The sequence below is a fragment of the Pseudomonas sp. NBRC 111139 genome, assembly GCF_001753955.1.
In the GTDB taxonomy this organism is placed as follows: domain Bacteria; phylum Pseudomonadota; class Gammaproteobacteria; order Pseudomonadales; family Pseudomonadaceae; genus Aquipseudomonas; species Aquipseudomonas alloputida.
Genome location: NZ_BCBP01000032.1, coordinates 86,716 through 102,623 on the forward strand (window position 1 = coordinate 86,716; position 15,908 = coordinate 102,623).

At 63.3% G+C, this 15,908-nt stretch carries 13 protein-coding genes; 7 read left to right on the plus strand and 6 right to left on the minus strand.

Annotation, left to right across the window (positions count from 1 at the left end; all coding sequences use genetic code 11):
• Positions 1–156: 156 nt before the first annotated feature.
• A complete protein-coding gene (locus BJQ17_RS12840) occupies positions 157–1,047 on the minus strand; it encodes a LysR family transcriptional regulator (RefSeq protein ID WP_003253545.1) in 891 nt (296 codons plus the stop codon).
• Between the two features lie 135 nt (positions 1,048–1,182).
• Here BJQ17_RS12840 and BJQ17_RS12845 point away from each other — a divergent pair, with 135 nt between their 5' ends.
• Positions 1,183–2,673, plus strand: coding sequence for an aldehyde dehydrogenase family protein (locus BJQ17_RS12845; protein WP_003253547.1), 1,491 nt, complete (start codon positions 1,183–1,185; stop codon positions 2,671–2,673).
• A 157-nt stretch (positions 2,674–2,830) separates the two neighbouring features.
• A complete protein-coding gene (locus tag BJQ17_RS12850) occupies positions 2,831–4,117 on the plus strand; it encodes an FAD-binding oxidoreductase (RefSeq protein WP_003253548.1) in 1,287 nt (428 codons plus the stop codon).
• 108 nt (positions 4,118–4,225) lie between these two features.
• Here the strand turns inward: BJQ17_RS12850 and BJQ17_RS12855 are convergent, their stop codons facing one another.
• Positions 4,226–5,653, minus strand: a complete 1,428-nt coding sequence (locus tag BJQ17_RS12855) for a mechanosensitive ion channel domain-containing protein (protein ID WP_003253551.1) — start codon at positions 5,651–5,653, stop codon at positions 4,226–4,228.
• A 321-nt stretch (positions 5,654–5,974) separates the two neighbouring features.
• Here BJQ17_RS12855 and ycaC (BJQ17_RS12860) point away from each other — a divergent pair, with 321 nt between their 5' ends.
• From ycaC (BJQ17_RS12860) to BJQ17_RS12875, 4 genes are all read left to right on the plus strand, one after another.
• Positions 5,975–6,604 (plus strand): isochorismate family cysteine hydrolase YcaC, encoded by a 630-nt coding sequence (ycaC, locus tag BJQ17_RS12860; RefSeq protein ID WP_003253552.1) that lies wholly within the window; start codon positions 5,975–5,977, stop codon positions 6,602–6,604.
• Positions 6,605–6,721: 117 nt separating this feature from the next.
• Positions 6,722–7,030, plus strand: coding sequence for a hypothetical protein (locus tag BJQ17_RS12865; protein WP_003253554.1), 309 nt, complete (start codon positions 6,722–6,724; stop codon positions 7,028–7,030).
• 40 nt (positions 7,031–7,070) lie between these two features.
• Positions 7,071–7,889, plus strand: coding sequence for an alpha/beta fold hydrolase (locus BJQ17_RS12870; protein WP_003253555.1), 819 nt, complete (start codon positions 7,071–7,073; stop codon positions 7,887–7,889).
• Positions 7,890–8,087: 198 nt separating this feature from the next.
• Positions 8,088–10,070 (plus strand): amidohydrolase, encoded by a 1,983-nt coding sequence (locus tag BJQ17_RS12875; RefSeq protein ID WP_003253557.1) that lies wholly within the window; start codon positions 8,088–8,090, stop codon positions 10,068–10,070.
• Between the two features lie 213 nt (positions 10,071–10,283).
• Here the strand turns inward: BJQ17_RS12875 and BJQ17_RS12880 are convergent, their stop codons facing one another.
• The 3 genes from BJQ17_RS12880 to BJQ17_RS12890 all read right to left on the minus strand — a co-directional run bounded on the left by BJQ17_RS12880 (position 10,284) and on the right by BJQ17_RS12890 (position 14,265).
• Positions 10,284–11,882 carry an MFS transporter gene (locus BJQ17_RS12880; protein WP_014860495.1) on the minus strand — a complete coding sequence of 533 codons (1,599 nt, stop codon included), beginning with the start codon at positions 11,880–11,882 and terminating at the stop codon, positions 10,284–10,286.
• A 1-nt stretch (position 11,883) separates the two neighbouring features.
• Positions 11,884–13,146: an OprD family porin gene (locus BJQ17_RS12885; RefSeq protein ID WP_070096154.1), complete on the minus strand. Its 1,263-nt coding sequence runs from the start codon at positions 13,144–13,146 to the stop codon at positions 11,884–11,886.
• Between the two features lie 207 nt (positions 13,147–13,353).
• Entirely contained in the window at positions 13,354–14,265 is a 912-nt protein-coding gene (locus tag BJQ17_RS12890) for a LysR substrate-binding domain-containing protein (RefSeq protein ID WP_010955764.1), read from the minus strand.
• A 181-nt stretch (positions 14,266–14,446) separates the two neighbouring features.
• Between BJQ17_RS12890 and ycaC (BJQ17_RS12895) the strand changes: the two genes are divergently transcribed.
• Positions 14,447–15,076 carry an isochorismate family cysteine hydrolase YcaC gene (ycaC, locus tag BJQ17_RS12895; RefSeq protein ID WP_010955763.1) on the plus strand — a complete coding sequence of 210 codons (630 nt, stop codon included), beginning with the start codon at positions 14,447–14,449 and terminating at the stop codon, positions 15,074–15,076.
• A 176-nt stretch (positions 15,077–15,252) separates the two neighbouring features.
• Here the strand turns inward: ycaC (BJQ17_RS12895) and BJQ17_RS12900 are convergent, their stop codons facing one another.
• The gene (locus BJQ17_RS12900; RefSeq protein ID WP_004575818.1) at positions 15,253–15,546 is read right to left on the minus strand and encodes a hypothetical protein; all 294 of its coding nucleotides are present in this window, start codon (positions 15,544–15,546) and stop codon (positions 15,253–15,255) included.
• Positions 15,547–15,908: the final 362 nt, after the last annotated feature.

Consider the following 15,908-nt stretch of genomic DNA (forward strand, 5'->3'; position numbering starts at 1 on the left):
GCACTTTGCTCACAAGCGAAAAAAAGTGAGTGTGTCATTCCTTTTTTGATCGACCTCGACGGCCCTTTCGCGGCTAAAGCCGCTCCTACAGGGACCGTGCAAGGTTGGGGTCTTGCGCAGGGCCCCGTAGGAGCGGCTTTAGCCGCGAAGAGGCCCTCAAGCCTGAAGCTGTTCGTGGATCCACTCCACCAGCGCCCGCACCTTGGGCACCTCCGCCGCATGTTCAGCGTACGCCAGATAGTGCGCCCCGGCACTGCGCATCGCATGGTTCCACGGCACCACCAGGCTACCGTCGGCCAGTTCCTTCGCCGCCAGGTAGCGCGGCACCAGCGCTACCCCGCACCCGGCCTGTGCTGCGCTCAACGCCATATAGAACGTATCGAAGCGCGGCCCGTGGTAGGCGCTGACGCTCTGCAGGTCCTGCTCCAGGAACCACTCATGCCAGGCCTCCGGGCGCGAGGTGCTTTGCAGCAGCACCAGCTCGGCCAGCTCCTCGGCACCGGCCAGCTTGCGCCCGGCCAGCAGCTCTGGCGCACACACCGGCACCACCTCTTCGCGAAACAACTCCACGCAAGTGGCCCCCGGCCAGGTGCCCTGGCCATAGAAGAACACCACGTCAGCCGAGCCTTGCAGCAGGGCGAACGGCTCCATTTCGTTGCGAATGTCCAGGTGGATATTGCTGTGCCGTTTGCCAAACCCCTTGAGGTGCGGGATCAACCAGCGCACGCCAAAACTCGGTTGAGTGGCTACCTTCAATATCTCGGTCTGCTCGCCGTAGGTGAGTACGTAGCGGCTGGACATGTCCACCTGGGTGAGGATTTTGTTGACCTCGGCCAGGTACAGGCTGCCGGCCGGGGTCAGCTGCAAGCGCCGGCGGATGCGCAGGAACAGGTGGTGGCGCAGCATGTCTTCCAGCTGCGCCACCTGCTTGCTGACCGCGCTCTGGGTCAGGTGCAGTTCCTCAGCGGCACGGGTAAAACTCAGATGGCGGGCTGCAGCTTCAAAGCACTGCAGGGCGGTCATGGAGGGTACCAGGCGTTTTGACATAGCGGTCTCTGCGGCTCAAATCATTACCTGACGGAATGATATGCGGAATAAAGGTCGTTTGTTGTACCTATGTGATCGGATTAATACTGATCCACATCATTTTTCCACCCCATCACCGATGTAGGAGATGCACAAATGGTTGCTGGATTGCTCGAGCGCCTTGGCGTTGCCGCCGAGGCTTACACCCAGGGCGACTACCCTGTTCACACGCCGATCGACGGCAGCCAGATCGCCTCGGTGAAACTGCTCGGCAAGGCCGAGACCATCGCCCGCATCGATCAGGCCCAGAGCGCCTTCGAAGCCTGGCGCAGTGTGCCGGCTCCGCGCCGTGGCGAACTGGTGCGCCTGTTCGGCGAAGTGCTGCGTGAGCACAAGGCCGACCTCGGCGAGCTGGTCTCGATCGAAGCCGGCAAGATCACCCAGGAAGGCCTGGGCGAAGTGCAGGAAATGATCGACATCTGCGACTTCGCCGTTGGCCTGTCGCGCCAGCTGTACGGCCTGACCATCGCTTCCGAGCGCCCGGGCCACCACATGCGTGAAACCTGGCACCCGCTGGGTGTGGTCGGCGTGATCAGCGCCTTCAACTTCCCGGTTGCCGTGTGGGCCTGGAACACCGCCCTGGCCCTGGTGGCCGGCAACTCGGTGGTATGGAAACCGTCCGAGAAAACTCCGCTGACCGCCCTGGCCTGCCAGGCGCTGTTCGAAAAAGCCCTGAAAGCCTTCGGCGATGCTCCGGCTGGCTTGGCACAACTGGTGATCGGCGGCCGTGAAGCTGGCGAAGCCATGGTCGACGACCCGCGTGTACCGCTGGTCAGCGCCACCGGCAGCACCCGCATGGGTCGCGAAGTCGGCCCACGCGTTGCTGCCCGCTTCGGCCGCAGCATCCTGGAACTGGGCGGCAACAACGCCATGATCCTGGCCCCGAGCGCCGACCTGGACCTGGCCGTGCGCGGCATCCTGTTCTCGGCTGTCGGCACTGCCGGCCAGCGTTGCACCACCCTGCGCCGCCTGATCGTGCACCGCTCGATCAAGGACGAAGTGGTTGCCCGCGTCAAAGCCGCCTACGGCAAAGTGCGTATCGGCGACCCACGTAAAGACAACCTGGTCGGCCCGCTGATCGACAAGCAGTCGTTCGACGCCATGCAGGGTGCACTGGCCAAGGCCCGTGACGAAGGTGGCCAGGTATTTGGTGGCGAGCGTCAGCTGGCCGACCAGTACCCGAACGCCTACTACGTTTCGCCAGCCATTGCTGAAATGCCGGCGCAAAGTGACGTGGTGCGCCACGAAACCTTCGCACCGATCCTGTACGTGCTGGCCTACGACGACTTCGAGGAGGCCCTGCGCCTGAACAACGAAGTGCCGCAAGGCCTGTCGTCGTGCATTTTCACCACCGACATCCGTGAAGCCGAGCGCTTCCAGAGCGCCTCGGGCAGCGACTGCGGCATCGCCAACGTCAACATCGGTACCAGCGGCGCCGAGATTGGCGGTGCGTTTGGTGGCGAGAAGGAAACCGGCGGTGGCCGTGAGTCGGGCTCGGATGCCTGGAAAGGCTACATGCGTCGCCAGACCAATACCGTGAACTACTCGCGCGAGCTGCCGCTGGCGCAGGGTATCGTGTTCGACTGATGTATTGATGCTGCATGGCCGGGGGCCTGGCCCCCGGTTCGCGGGTAGACCCGCTCCTACAGGGTTCGTCCAAGCGACACCGACCCCTGTAGGAGCGGGTTTACCCGCGAATGGGCCGCCCTGCGGCCCCAACAAGAACAAATTGCTGGAGCCGGCCATGTCCGAACTGCGTCAACAATGCTTGTGGGAACACGTCAGCAAACCGACCGTCGCCGCCCAGGCCCTGGCCGGTGAGCACAAGGCCGATGTCTGTGTGATCGGCGGCGGCATTACCGGCCTGTCGGCGGCCATCCACCTGCTCGAACAGGGCAAGTCGGTGATTGTGCTGGAGGCCTGGAAGATCGGCCACGGTGGCTCCGGGCGCAACGTCGGCCTGGTCAACGCCGGCACGTGGATCCGCCCCGACGACGTCGAGGCCACCCTTGGCCAGAAGCAGGGCAGCCGTCTGAACAAGGTGCTTGGCGAAGCCCCGGCTGAAGTGTTCGCCATGATCGAGCGCCTCGGCATCGACTGCCAGGCCCAGCACAAAGGCACGCTGCACATGGCGCACAACGCCACCGGTATCGCCGACCTCGAAGCGCGTCACGAACAATGGCGCCGCCGAGGTGCCGACGTCGAGCTGCTGACCGGTGCCCAATGCCAGGAATACTGCGGTACTGACAAGATTTCCGCTGCGCTGCTTGATCGCCGTGCTGGCACCATCAACCCCATGGGCTACACCCAGGGTTTGGCGGCTGCTGTAACGCGCCTGGGCGGCAAGATTTTCCAGCAGTCTTCGGTCGAAGGCCTGGAGCGTGAAGGTGATGGCTGGCGGGTGAAGACTGCGCGTGGCGCTGTGCGCGCCGAAAAGGTGGTGATTTCCACCGGCGCCTACACCGAAGGCGACTGGAGCAACCTGCAGAAGCAGTTCTTCCGCGGTTATTACTATCAGGTAGCCTCCAAACCGCTGCAGGGCACCGCAGCCGACAAGGTGCTGCCACATGGCCAAGGTTCGTGGGACACCCGCACCGTGCTCAGCAGCATCCGCCGCGACGATCAGGGCCGCCTGCTGCTCGGCAGCCTGGGCCGGGTCGACAACAAGCCGGCGTGGTTCGTGCGCAGCTGGGCCGACCGCATCCAGGGCCATTACTACCCGGAGCTGGGCAAGGTCGAGTGGGAAATGCACTGGACCGGCTGCATCGACTTCACGCCTGACCACCTGATGCGCCTGTTCGAGCCGGCGCCTGGGTTGGTGGCGGTGACCGGGTACAACGGGCGCGGTAATACCACCGGCACCGTGATTGGCCGGGCGTTTGCCGAGTTCCTGCTCAAGGGCGAGGCGGACAGCCTGCCGATTCCGTTTTCGCCGATGAGCGGTGTGAGCGCGCCTTCGCTGCGGACGGCGTTCTACGAGTCTGGCTTCTCGCTGTACCACGCGGGGCAGTGCCTGAGGGTTGTGTTGTAAGTACTGGCCTATTCGCGGGTAAACCCGCTCCTACAAATTGTTCACCGCCTGAGAGGGCTGTGGTGAACCTGTAGGCGCGGGTTTACCCGCGAAGAGGCCAGCACAGGCTTACTTGTGCAGCCAGCTGAGGAAGCCACCTTTCTTGATCAGGGCCGGCTTCTGCAGCAACAACGACTCCCGGCTCTGCCGCCGGAACCGCTGCAATTTGCTCAACGCCGTCTGCACTTCGCCACGCTGCTGCAAACAGCTCTTCACCTGTTCCTTGTCGATCCGGTACAGCACGCAACTGGTCAGCGTGCGGAATTCGGCCAGCGAATCTTCGTCGTCGATGATCCCCTCGATCCCAAGCACCTCTCCCGGCCCCATGCGCCCGGCCTCCAGCCGCTTGTCTCCGTCGCGCACCGAGGCCGATACCACACCGCTGCCAATCACCAGCAGATGATCGGAATGCTCGCCCACCTCCAGGATCACCTGGTCCGCCAGGTACTCGACTGCAGTCATGCGCTGGCTCAACGCATCGCGCTCTTCATCACTTAGCGAGCGGAACACTCGAACCTCATCCAGCACCTCGCGCTGGCGGCTGCGCGGCGGCACAGCCAGGTCGACGTTCCACATCACCCCGCTGGCCTCCAGATGCCGGTGCGCCAGGTCGAACAACTGGTTACGTGCATCGCCCTTGGTGCCCGCATCGGCCACGAAGCCGCTGGCCTCGTACTCCACCGACTCCAGAGTCGAGGCCTTTACCGTCACCTTCGGCTTCGGGGTCGCAAGGATGGCACTGACGCCCTGCAAGGCTTTTTCCAGCGCATCGAACACGCGCTTGGGCCGCACCTTGGCCGGGACCACCACGCTGATCGATACCCCGTGCACATCGGCCGGGCGACTGTGGTTGAGCAGCCGCGCCTTGGCCGCCACCGAGTTAGGGATTACCGCCAGGCTGCCGGTACCGGTCAGCAGGCGCGTGGCGCGCCAGTCGATGTCCAGGACCTTGCCTTCGGTGCCGTCGATGGAGATTGAGTCGCCAATCTGATAGGGCCGCGTGGTGTTCAGCACGATGCCGCTGAAGACGTCAGCCAGTGTGCTCTGCAGCGCCAGGCCGATGACGATGGCCATTACCCCGGAGGTGGCCAGCAGGCCCTTCACCGGCAGTTGCAGCACGTAGCCTGCGGCCGCGACCACGGCGGCGAGGAAGATCAACGCCCCCAGCACATCCTGCAGCAAGCGCCCGCCATGGCTGCCACGGGCCACCAGCAACAGGCCGAACACCACGGTCACCGTGCGCGCACCGAACAGCCACCAGCCGATGGCCAATACCGTGGCCATCAGGTTGCGCGAAAGATCGTCGGGCCACGGCGGTGGTTGCAGCGGGCTCATGCCGGCGGCCATCAGCACCGCGCTGAACAGCAGGAAGATCACCAGGCGCGCGCTGATGCGCCAGGCATGACGCTGAATGGGGATCAGTTGCCAAAGCACGAGGTCGAGCAGGATCAGGGCGCAACCGAGCAACAACGGGGACGACTGGATGAACGCCAGCATGGTGGTCTCGGGGGTGAGGGGAGGGCTGTGGGTAGTAATAGAGCAGGTTTGCCGGGCAGGCAATGCAAGCCTGTGCTGGCCCCTTCGCGGGTTTGCCCGCTCCCACAGGTAAAGCGCTGGTTTTGAACCTTGTGCGATCCCTGTGGGAGCGGGCGAGCCCGCGAAAAGGCCAGCAAAACCAACGCCAATCTATCGTTCCCAAAACAGAACGCTAAAGCCAAAAACCGCTATCTACCGCTCCAAAGGTGATGGTTTTAATCTTCTCCCATCAACGCGAAACACCCAACTTACTGAACATCAAAACCCTTAGGAGCTACCCCCATGACCCACTTCAAATACAACCGCCTGAACAAAGACGACGCCGCCGTACTGCTGGTCGATCACCAGGCTGGCCTGCTGTCCCTGGTCCGCGACATCGAGCCGGACGCGTTCAAGAACAACGTGCTGGCCCTGGCCGACCTGGCCAAGTTCTTCAACCTGCCGACCATCCTCACCACCAGCTTCGAGCAAGGCCCCAACGGCCCACTGGTGCCAGAACTGAAAGCCCTGTTCCCGGACGCCCCGTACATTGCCCGCCCTGGCCAGATCAACGCCTGGGACAACGAAGACTTCGTCAAGGCCGTGAAGGCCACTGGCAAGAAGCAACTGATCATCGCCGGCGTTGTGACTGAAGTGTGCGTAGCTTTCCCGGCCCTGTCGGCCCTGGAAGAAGAGTTCGACGTGTTCGTGGTCACTGATGCCTCCGGTACCTTCAACGCCATGACCCGCGACGCCGCCCACGACCGCATGAGCCAGGCAGGTGCGCAACTGATGACCTGGTTCGGCGTGGCCTGTGAGCTGCACCGCGACTGGCGCAACGACATCGAAGGCCTGGCCGCGCTGTGCTCCAACCACATTCCGGATTACCGCAACCTGATGACCAGCTACAACGCCTTCAACGCCAACAAGTAAGCGCAAACGCCGCGGGCACCGCCAATCGGTGCCCGCCCAGGGCAGCACACCTATCCAATCCAGCGCCCGTCCGCCGTTGCACAGTGGATGCGGGCAAGCTCATCCCAAGGAACGCCGATGAACACCGCACTCCATGACAACCGCGAAGTGGTGACCGTATGCCTGCAACACAAGGTGCTTGATAGCTCGCCGGGCACCCCCGCAGCGCAACCGCCGCGCTGGAAACAGGCGCTGCTGACCTACCTGGTGATCTGCCCGATGACCATGGTCATCCCGCAACTGCTGGCGCCGCTGTTTGCACGCTTCCCGCAGTTGGGCGGCGTGATCACCGGCAACCTGATCGTCAACCTGTTCGTCATCCTGCCCGTGGTGTTCTACATCATGCCTTGGGTAACCCGCCGCTGCGCCAACTGGCTGCGCGGCTGAGCCGACGCCTTCATCTCGAAACGTTCAAGGAGATACCGCTATGAGCACGTTCGTTACCCGCGATGGCACTTCGATCTATTTCAAGGACTGGGGCAGCGGCAAGCCCGTGCTGTTCAGCCACGGCTGGCCGCTGGATGCCGACATGTGGGACTCGCAGATGGAGTTCCTGGCCAGCCGCGGTTACCGCGCCATCGCCTTCGACCGCCGGGGTTTCGGCCGCTCGAGCCAGCCGTGGAACGGTTACGACTACGACACCTTCGCCGATGACATTGCCCAGCTGATCGAGCACCTCGACCTGCGCGACGTCACCCTGGTGGGCTTCTCGATGGGGGGCGGTGATGTCAGCCGCTACATCGCCCGCCACGGCAGCGAGCGGGTGGCCGGGCTGGTGTTGCTGGGCGCGGTGACGCCAGTGTTCGGCAAGCGTGAGGACAACCCTGACGGTGTCGACCTGTCGGTGTTCGAGGGCATCCAGGCCGGCCTGCGTGCCGACCGCGCGCAGTTCATCGCCGATTTCGCCACGCCGTTCTACGGCCTGAACCATGGGCAGCAGGTGTCCCAGGGTGTGCAGACGCAGACCCTGAACATTGCGCTGATGGCGTCAATCAAAGGCACCCTGGACTGTGTGACGGCCTTCTCGGAGACCGATTTCCGTCCCGACATGGCCAAGGTCGATGTGCCGACGTTGGTGATCCATGGCGATGACGACCAGATCGTGCCGTTCGAGACCACTGGCAAGCAGGCGGCGGAGCTGATTCGCGGCGCCGAGCTGAAGGTGTATGCCGGGGCGCCGCACGGGTTTGCAGTGACTCATGCACAGCAACTGAATGAGGACCTGCTGGCGTTCCTTCAGCGGTAAATGTGGGAAACATTCGCGGCTGAACCCGCTCCTGCAGACGTTGTAGGAGCGGGTTTACCCGCGAAGAGGCCGGCCCAGGCAGCAAAAAGCTTGACCAGGACTAACCTTCTTCAACCCACCGCACATCCATTCAAGCCCAGGCCTTGCATCAACCGGCATGCTTCGCAGTCCCCTGCCGGCCCCTAGTCGGAGAAGCCCATGTCCCAGGATCGCAACGACAAGACCCGTCGCCAGTTCCTCGCCACCAGCACTGTGCTCGGTGCCGCTGGCGCGCTCTGGTCCGCATTGCCCTTCACCGGCCAAGCCGGTTCCGCTCACGCATCCAGCCAAGGAGGTTCCATGACCGCCGACCTGATTCTGTTCAACGGCAAACTGCACACCGTTGACCGCGAAAAGCCCACCGCGACCGCCGTCGCCATCAAGGACGGCCGCTTCATCGCCGTGGGCAGCGACGCCGAGGCCATGGCCCACAAGGGCGCCGCCACGCAAATCATCGACCTCAAGCAGCGCACGGTGATCCCGGGCCTCAATGACTCGCACCTGCACCTGATCCGCGGTGGCCTGAACTACAACCTCGAGCTGCGCTGGGAAGGGGTACCGTCCGTGGCCGATGCCCTGCGCATGCTCAAGGACCAGGCTGCGCGCACGCCAACCCCGCAGTGGGTGCGGGTAGTCGGTGGCTGGAACGAATTCCAGTTCGCCGAAAAACGCATGCCCACCCTGGAAGAAATCAACCAGGCTGCGCCCGATACCCCGGTGTTCCTGTTGCACCTGTATGACCGCGCGCTGCTCAACCGCGCTGCGCTCAAGGCCGTCGGCTACGACAAGAGCACCCCGAACCCGCCAGGTGGCGAAATCCAGCGTGACAAGTTCGGCAACCCGACCGGCATGCTGATCGCCCGCCCCAACGCAATGATCCTCTACGCCACCCTGGCCAAGGGGCCGAAGCTGCCGCTGGAGTACCAGGTCAACTCCACCCGCCAGTTCATGCGCGAACTCAACCGCCTGGGCCTGACCAGCGCCATCGATGCCGGCGGTGGCTACCAGAATTTCCCCGATGACTACTCGGTGATCCAGGAGCTGGCCGACAACAACCAGCTGACCGTACGCATCGCCTACAACCTGTTCACCCAGAAGCCCAAGGAAGAACTGGACGACTTCAAGAAGTGGACCTCCAGCGTCAAGCTGCACAGCGGCACCGATTTCTTGCGCCACAATGGCGCGGGCGAAATGCTGGTGTTCTCTGCCGCCGACTTCGAGGACTTCCTCGAGCCGCGCCCGGACCTGCCGCAGACCATGGAAGAAGAACTGGAGCCGGTGGTGCGCCACCTGGTCGAGCAGCGCTGGCCATTCCGCCTGCACGCCACCTACAACGAATCGATCACGCGCATGCTCGACGTGTTCGAGAAGGTCAACCGCGACATTCCATTCAACGGCCTGCCCTGGTTCTTCGACCACGCCGAAACCATCACCCCGCAGAACATCGAGCGCGTGCGTGCGCTGGGCGGTGGTATTGCCATCCAGGACCGCATGGCCTTCCAGGGTGAGTACTTCGTCGACCGCTACGGCGCCAAGGCCGCCGAGCAGACCCCGCCGATCAAACGCATGCTCGAGATGGGCGTGCCGGTGGGCGCGGGTACCGATGCCACTCGGGTGTCTAGCTACAACCCATGGACCTCACTGTACTGGCTGGTCAGCGGCAAGACGGTCGGTGGCATGGAGCTGTACCCGGAAGGCCTGAGCCGTGACACCGCGCTGCAACTGTTCACCCAGGGCAGCGCCTGGTTCTCCAGCGAGCAAGGCAAGAAGGGCCAGATCAAGGTAGGCCAGCTGGCTGACCTGGCAGCATTGTCGCTGGACTTCTTCAGTGTCGATGAAGAGGCGATCAAGGGCATCGAGTCGGTGCTGACCATCGTTGATGGCAAGGTGGTGTACGGTGCTGGCGAGTTCGACAAGCTTGGCCCGCCGCAGGTGCCGGTGCTGCCAGAGTGGTCGCCGGTGACCAAGGTGCCTGGGCACTGGCGCGTTGGTACGCCATCGTTGGCAGCCGCGGTGCACCAGTGCTCGGGGCCGTGCGGGGTGCATGCACACAGCCATGACAAGGCGCGCAAATCGAGTGTTCCGGTCAATGATTTCCAGGGATTCTGGGGGGCGCTGGGCTGTTCGTGCTTCGCTTTCTAAGCTGAGCTGATGTGAAGAACGGGGGCCAATAACTGGCCCCTTTCTTGTGTCTTCAGTGCCGGCCCTTTCGCGGGTAAACCCGCTCCTACAGGGCCTTTGCTGCCTTTTCGCAGGTAACCCGCACCTACGGGGCCTTTGTGGTCCTTTCGCGGGTAAACCCGCGCATACGGGGGCTGCGCGGTCCTTGTAGCGAAAGGGCCGCAAAGGCCAGCATCAATGGTGAGCCTTATGCTCCCCGCCAGCCAACAAATGCCGAATCCGCACTTCAACCCCATCGGTCTGCAGCATCCTGACCCGCGCCTCGATCTTCAGTTCACCACGGGTCACCCGGTGGTGATGCCGCAGATGCTCCAGCCACGATTCCTCGAAGAAGAACTCCAGCCACAACGCCGGATCAGCACTGTCCCGCATCAACCCCCACGACAATGCGCCATTGCGCTTGCGCATCGCTTCCAGCTCCCGCGCCGCCTGCTGGAAGGCCTCGGCCTTGGTGGGGGCGATGTGGTACTCGACGGTGACCATCACCGGTCCGACTTCCGTGTCCATGTCATCGCTGAGCACCGGCACCGGCCAATGCAGCGACGGCGTCAGCTCCTCTGCCTCGGTTTCCGGCAGCGTCACCTTGCAGGTCAGCAAGGTACCCAGCGCCAGGCCGCCTGCGGCCAGCAGCAGGCTGAAGGTGATCGTTGCATGGCTGGCCAGCGTGCCCCACAGCAGGCCGCCACAGGCCATGGCGCCGAAGAAGATCAGAATGTATACCGACAAAGCCCGCGCCCTTACCCAGGCGGGCACCGAAGTCTGCGCAGCCACCTGCAGGTTGGACAGCACCGCGATCCACGCCGCGCCACTGAGCAGCATCGCGGGCAGCAGCGCATAGAAGTTGCGCACCAGCGCCAGGGCCAGCAGGAACAGGGCATACAGCAGGCTGGCCAGTAACACCAGGCGGTCACGGCTGATGCGCTCACGCAGGCGCGGCAGCAAGGTGGCACCCGCCACTGCGCCAATACCGATGGCCGCCAGCAGCAGGCCGAAGTCCGCTGCGGTGCCGCGCATCTCGCCACGCACGATCAGCGGCAGCAGCGAAGTGCCGGCGCTGGCGCAGAAAAAGAACGCCAACGCGCGTAGCATCACGGCCTGCAAAGGCTTGGCGCTGCGGGCAAAGCGCAGCCCAGTGCGCATGGCGCCAACGAAGCGTTCGGCCGGCAGCAGTGGTTCCTTCACCTCGCGCTTCCACAGGAACAACACCAGGATCACACCCGCGAACGAGATGGCATTCAGGGCAAAGGTCAGCCACGGGCCGACCATGCTCACCACCACCCCCGCCAGTGCCGGGCCGATGGCCCGTGACACGTTGATGCCGACACTGGAAAGCGCCACCGCGTTGGCCAGGTCCTCCTTGCCCACCAGTTCCGGTGTCAGTGCGCTCCACGCCGGCATCATCAGTGCTGTACCAATGCCCAGTGCCAGGGTCAGCACCAGCAGCAAGGTGACGTTCATCATCCCGAGCAAGGTCAGGGCCGCCAGCACAACCGCTACGCAAGACATCCACAGTTGCACCAGCAACAGGTAGCGGCGTTTGTCGACGATGTCCGCCGCTGCGCCCGCCGGCAGGGCCAGGAAGAACATCGGCAACGAGCCGGCTACCTGGATCAACGCCACGTGCAGCGGGCTGGCCGACAGCGTGGTCATCAGCCAGCCGGCGCCCACCTCGTGCATCCAGGTGCCGATGTTGGAGGCGATGGTGGCGATCCACAGCATGCGGAAGGTGGTGTTACGCAACGGGCTCCAGGCACCTGAAGGGGATGTACTCATGTCAGAAGCTGCCTTTGAGTGGGTATTCGATGATCAGGTAGATGCGGTCGATATCATTGCCCGCCTGGGCCTGGTTGGCGCGGTGGCTGACGTGGGAGAACGACAGGCTCAGGTCCTTGGCAGCCCCCGACTGCACCACGTATTTCAGGTCGATGTCGCGTTCCCAGTGCTTGCCGCCGTCGCCGTACTGGTTCACATAGGCGCCGTCCGCCGGCGCATGGCTGCCGTCGATGCCGCGGCCGCTGACATAGCGGCCCATCAGGCTCAGGCCAGGTACGCCGAGGGTGGCGAAGTTCAGGTCATAGCGCAGTTGCCACGAGTGCTCGCCAGGGCCGTTGAAGTCGGCGTACTTGATCGCGTTGGCCAGGTAGATGGCGTCGCCGCCGACGAAGTCGAACGGGGTGTCGCCCTCGACCTTCTGGTAGGCCAGGCTCAGCGCCTGGGTGCCGAAGCTGTACCTGGCCAGCAGGCTGTAGGCGAGGGTGTCGATCGCCCCGGCGCTGGCGTTGCCGGTGTCGCGGGTTTTGTACAGGTTGCCGTCCAGGCGCCAGTTGCCCTCGGCCACGTTCAGGTTGAGGTAGGCCTGGCGCCAGGTGTTTTCCAGCTGCCCGGCATACACTGCGGCGCCGAACGGCCCGTTGGGTGCGAAGGTGGCACCGGCCAGGCTGATGGCCCGGTTGTGGGTGGTCGCGCCGTAGCCGCTGAAGTCGTCGTGGGTGGAGCTGTTGTCCTGGTTGTTGAAGGCAGTGAAACGCCCGGCCTGCAGGCGCCAGTCGGGCTGGTCGGTGTTTTCCACCCACCAGCCGGTGGCGTATTCCGGGTGCAGGCGTTTGTCACCGGTGTCGAACACCGGGGTTTCCACCATCATCTCGCCATAGCGCAGTTGGGTGTTGCCTAACTGCATTTTGAGCGCGGCACCGGCGCTGGAGTACTCGGACTCGGCGCGGCCATCGCTGTCGCGTGGCAGCAGGCCGGTGCCGCTATGGCCGCGGCCGCCGTCGAGCTTGAGGCCAAGAAAGCCATGGGCATCGATGCCGACGCCGACAGTGCCTTCGGTGAAGCCGGAACGGACCTCGCCGATGAAGCCTTGGGCCCATTCCTGGCGGTAGTTCTGGCCGCTGCCGGAGGGCGAGCGGAAGTCACTGTGCAGGAAATAGTTGCGGCTGAGCAGCGACCAGCCGGGCGCCTCGGCGTGGCTCAGCGCCGGCCAGAGGGCGAGGGTGGCGAGCAGGGCGCGGCCTGGTCCGTGAGTGGCGCGGATCATGAGGGGCTCCGGGGGATGATCCGGGAGTGTGGAAGAAGCGTAGACCCAAGGTCTTGTAAGGGTGTGCTGGGTGGGGATTTGCATTACCTGTACCGGCCCTTTCGCGGCTAAAGCCGCTCCTACAGGGCCACCACCGGCCCCGAGCCTTGTGCAATACCTGTGGGTGCGGGCAGGCCCGCGAAGAGGCCGGCTCAGCCAGCCAGGCACTCAAGCCATGTCGCTGATGGCGAACTCCTCAGCCAGATGATCGATCAGCGCTCGCACCGAAGGCAGCAACCCACGTCGCGATGGGAAGATCGCATGCACGATGCCGCAACGCGGGTGCCAGTCCGGGATCAGCTCAACCAGGCGTCCTGCCGCCAGGTCCTCACGCACCGCCACCCGCGGCAAGTGTGCAATCCCCACTCCGGCTACCACGAAGTGGCGCAAGGCAAACAGGTCATCAGTCACCATGCGTGGTGTATGCGGGATGACGATGCTGCGGCTGTTGTCCTCACCCTGGAACAGTTCCCACTGGTACTCGCGCTGGGCACTGCCCCAATGCACGCTGGGTAGCGTGCCCAGCAGCTGCGGATCAAAGCCTTTGGGCAGTTGCGCCAGGTATTGAGGTTGACCGACCAGGCACTGGGTGCTGTTGCTCAGCACCTTCATCACCATGTCAGTGTTCTCCAGCGGCGGAAAGCGCACCCGCAGGGCGATGTCGAAGCCCTCGTGCAACAGGTCGACACGGCGGTTGGTACTTTCGATGAACAGCTCCACCTGCGGGTACTTGAGCATGTAGCGGGTCAGCATCGGCCCGACCCATGAGTTGAGCAGGGTGGTCGGGCAGCTGATGCGGACCAAGCCGCGCGGTTCGCTGCGGTTGCGCTCGATGATCTCTGCTGCGCCCTCGGCCTCCACGCGCATGGCCAGGCAGCGGTTGTAATAGGCCTGGCCGATCTCGGTCAGCGAGCAATGCCGGCTGGTGCGGTTCAACAGCCGCACACCCAGGCGGTCTTCAAGGTCGGCGATGCGCCGGCTGAGTTTTGACTTGGGCATGTCCAGCGCCCGCCCGGCCGGGGCAAAGCCGCCATGTTCGACGACCTGGGTGAAGTAGTAGAGGGAGTTGAGGTCTTCCAATGATCGGTCTCCGGGTATTTGGTTGCCTGTGTCGGCCTCTACAAATCCATCGTTCATAAATCGGAACGCTAAAGCCAGATTCTGCTAACTACCGCCGCAAAGGTGATGATTTTAATCTGTGCCCATCAACGCGAAACACCCCGGATTGCTGAAAAATTCATAACCCTTGGAAGCACAGACCATGAGCAAATTCACCTACAACCGCCTGAATAAAGACGACGCTGCCGTACTGCTGGTCGACCACCAGGCTGGCCTGCTGTCGCTGGTGCGCGATATCGAGCCGGACAAGTTCAAGAACAACGTGCTGGCGCTGGCTGACCTGGCCAAGTTCTTCAACCTGCCGACCATCCTCACCACCAGCTTCGAGCAAGGCCCCAACGGCCCGCTGGTGCCGGAACTGAAAGCCCTGTTCCCAGATGCCCCGTACATTGCCCGCCCTGGCCAGATCAACGCCTGGGACAACGAGGACTTCGTCAAGGCGGTGAAGGCGACCGGCAAGAAGCAGCTGATCATTGCAGGTGTTGTGACCGAGGTTTGCGTGGCGTTCCCGGCGCTGTCGGCCTTGGAGGAAGAATTTGAGGTGTTCGTGGTGACCGATGCTTCCGGCACCTTCAATGAAATGACCCGTGATGCCGCGCATGACCGCATGAGCCAGGCGGGTGCCCAACTGATGACCTGGTTCGGCGTAGCCTGCGAGCTGCACCGCGACTGGCGCAACGATGTCGAAGGGCTGGCTGCACTTTGCTCCAACCACATTCCGGATTATCGCAACCTGATGACCAGCTATAACGCGCTGACTGCGGGTAAGTAATCAACCATCAGCAACGCGCACAAAGGCCGGCTCTCTCTGTAGGGAGCCGGCCTTTTTTGTTTGCTGTACCGGCCTCTTCGCGGGCAAGCCCGCTCCCACAGGGATCGCGCAAGATTCAACGCCAGTGCAGTACCTGTGGGAGCGGGCATGCCCGCGAAAAAGCCGGTGCAGGCGACTCAATTCATGGGCTGTGACTCAATCCCATCCAGCAACGCCTCAACCAAACCTTCTGCCATTTCGAGTGCGTTCAGGTTGCTCCAGAACAGGCTCTTGCCTGTGTCATCCAGATGCTCCAAGGCTTTGTAGCCACAGTCGTAGGCACCGCGCAGGTATTGGGCGACATGCACCAGGGCATCGTGGGCGGAAACGCCTGGGTTTACGGTGAACAATGGGGGATGGCCGGCATCGCAGCGGCTGAAAGAGCGTTGTGTGGTGTTGGGGAAGGGTGGATCGGGGACGATTCTTTTCATGGCAATTCCTTCTCCAGGATTGAACTGCAACCACCCGTTTCCACGCAGAAGGCGGCAGTTGTGCGCGGGGTGGAAAACCGGGGAGAAGGCAAGCCGGTAGGCCAAATGGCCTCACGCGCACAACTGCCATAACGGCAGCCCTTCATCACATCCGGGTTTCCACACCCGATCGCTGAACCGACAGCGACCCGGTTAGCCTAGAGAGCAGGCCTTCCCTGGACAATCAGACGGGCGTCGACACGGTGTGTAGGATAATTCCTTGGGATTGGCGTGAACGTAGGAAATGGTTCGCGGGGAAGTAGGACCCAGCTGAGAATTAGACGATTTTGTGATGGCTTTTGTGTGTTCGCGTCATGGCGGCG

Coding starts and splice junctions, on each gene's coding strand:
- BJQ17_RS12840 (WP_003253545.1), bottom strand. CDS start 1,047: ATGTCAAAACGCCTGGTACCCTCCATGACCGCCCTGCAGTGCTTTGAA.
- BJQ17_RS12845 (WP_003253547.1), top strand. CDS start 1,183: ATGGTTGCTGGATTGCTCGAGCGCCTTGGCGTTGCCGCCGAGGCTTAC.
- BJQ17_RS12850 (WP_003253548.1), top strand. CDS start 2,831: ATGTCCGAACTGCGTCAACAATGCTTGTGGGAACACGTCAGCAAACCG.
- BJQ17_RS12855 (WP_003253551.1), bottom strand. CDS start 5,653: ATGCTGGCGTTCATCCAGTCGTCCCCGTTGTTGCTCGGTTGCGCCCTG.
- ycaC (WP_003253552.1), top strand. CDS start 5,975: ATGACCCACTTCAAATACAACCGCCTGAACAAAGACGACGCCGCCGTA.
- BJQ17_RS12865 (WP_003253554.1), top strand. CDS start 6,722: ATGAACACCGCACTCCATGACAACCGCGAAGTGGTGACCGTATGCCTG.
- BJQ17_RS12870 (WP_003253555.1), top strand. CDS start 7,071: ATGAGCACGTTCGTTACCCGCGATGGCACTTCGATCTATTTCAAGGAC.
- BJQ17_RS12875 (WP_003253557.1), top strand. CDS start 8,088: ATGTCCCAGGATCGCAACGACAAGACCCGTCGCCAGTTCCTCGCCACC.
- BJQ17_RS12880 (WP_014860495.1), bottom strand. CDS start 11,882: ATGAGTACATCCCCTTCAGGTGCCTGGAGCCCGTTGCGTAACACCACC.
- BJQ17_RS12885 (WP_070096154.1), bottom strand. CDS start 13,146: ATGATCCGCGCCACTCACGGACCAGGCCGCGCCCTGCTCGCCACCCTC.
- ycaC (WP_010955763.1), top strand. CDS start 14,447: ATGAGCAAATTCACCTACAACCGCCTGAATAAAGACGACGCTGCCGTA.
- BJQ17_RS12900 (WP_004575818.1), bottom strand. CDS start 15,546: ATGAAAAGAATCGTCCCCGATCCACCCTTCCCCAACACCACACAACGC.